Origin of the sequence: Variovorax sp. DXTD-1 (assembly GCF_003984625.1) — a bacterium.
GTDB lineage: Bacteria > Pseudomonadota > Gammaproteobacteria > Burkholderiales > Burkholderiaceae_C > Variovorax.
Window position 1 is genome coordinate 1 of record NZ_RWKH01000075.1, and the last position, 819, is coordinate 819.

An 819-nucleotide genomic window follows, 5' to 3' on the forward strand; every position below is an offset into this window, starting at 1 on the left:
CATAGACCTCACCCCCAATCACTGACAAATGCAGGAGAACTCTCATGACCTTTATAAACGAATTCACCCCGCCTGAGGATATTGAGAAATACGGTCTTAAGCAGATCGACAAGAGGTTTGAGTTTTTGGGATTTACCAGCGCACGCGATTGGACAATTGATCGGGAGCGCGACATCTATCTGCGCCATGTGGCGGGTGCTGGGGCTGGGGGGCGCGACATCGAAGTGCGCAACCAACAAACATTCACCTTTTACTGGAAGGGCCATGAGCTAACCCTACGACTGGATGCGCTCGATGGTCGATGGGAGGCTGGCGAACCCGGTTGGTCACACTGGCGGTTGGTGATGCTCAACGGCAGCAATGGACTGCCTGAGCCGTTAAAACCCCATCGGCGAGAAATTCTGGCCGATCTCAAAGAAGCCTTGACGGCCTACCAAGGCGCTGGCGTGTATTCAGGCAACTACACGAGTTACAGCGTCACGCTCGACATTGACTCGGAGTGCGAGCTGTGAGCGGGCCGTTGACTGCCGATCAGGCCATTGACCTGCTGCACAAGAGTCCGGGTGCGTACACGACACCTGAGCAAATTCGAGCATTGGCCGCCCGAGTCAACGCAGATGCCACGGGCCGCCTGACCGTGCTCTACAGCGGTGGAGTTGGCAAGGGCGTTTGGTCCAACGACATCATCAAAGGCATGGTGGCCGCAGGCGAAGACGTGCGTGTCATCAACAAAAGCGAGGCTGCCAGGTTCATGGAGTCAAAAGACTTCTATAGCGCCGTGGCAAAAGCACATGGGATTCCGGTGGAACCTTTGATTGC

At 55.8% G+C, this 819-nt stretch carries 2 protein-coding genes; both read left to right on the forward strand.

Annotation, left to right across the window (positions count from 1 at the left end; all coding sequences use genetic code 11):
• Nucleotides 1–44: 44 nt before the first annotated feature.
• Nucleotides 45–512 (forward strand): hypothetical protein, encoded by a 468-nt coding sequence (locus tag EJI00_RS24915; protein ID WP_126750127.1) that lies wholly within the window; start codon nt 45–47, stop codon nt 510–512.
• Between the two features lie 8 nt (nt 513–520).
• A partial coding sequence (locus EJI00_RS24920; RefSeq protein WP_221885077.1) for a hypothetical protein occupies nt 521–819 on the forward strand: 299 nt, incomplete at its 3' end.

Coding starts and splice junctions, on each gene's coding strand:
- EJI00_RS24915 (WP_126750127.1), top strand. CDS start 45: ATGACCTTTATAAACGAATTCACCCCGCCTGAGGATATTGAGAAATAC.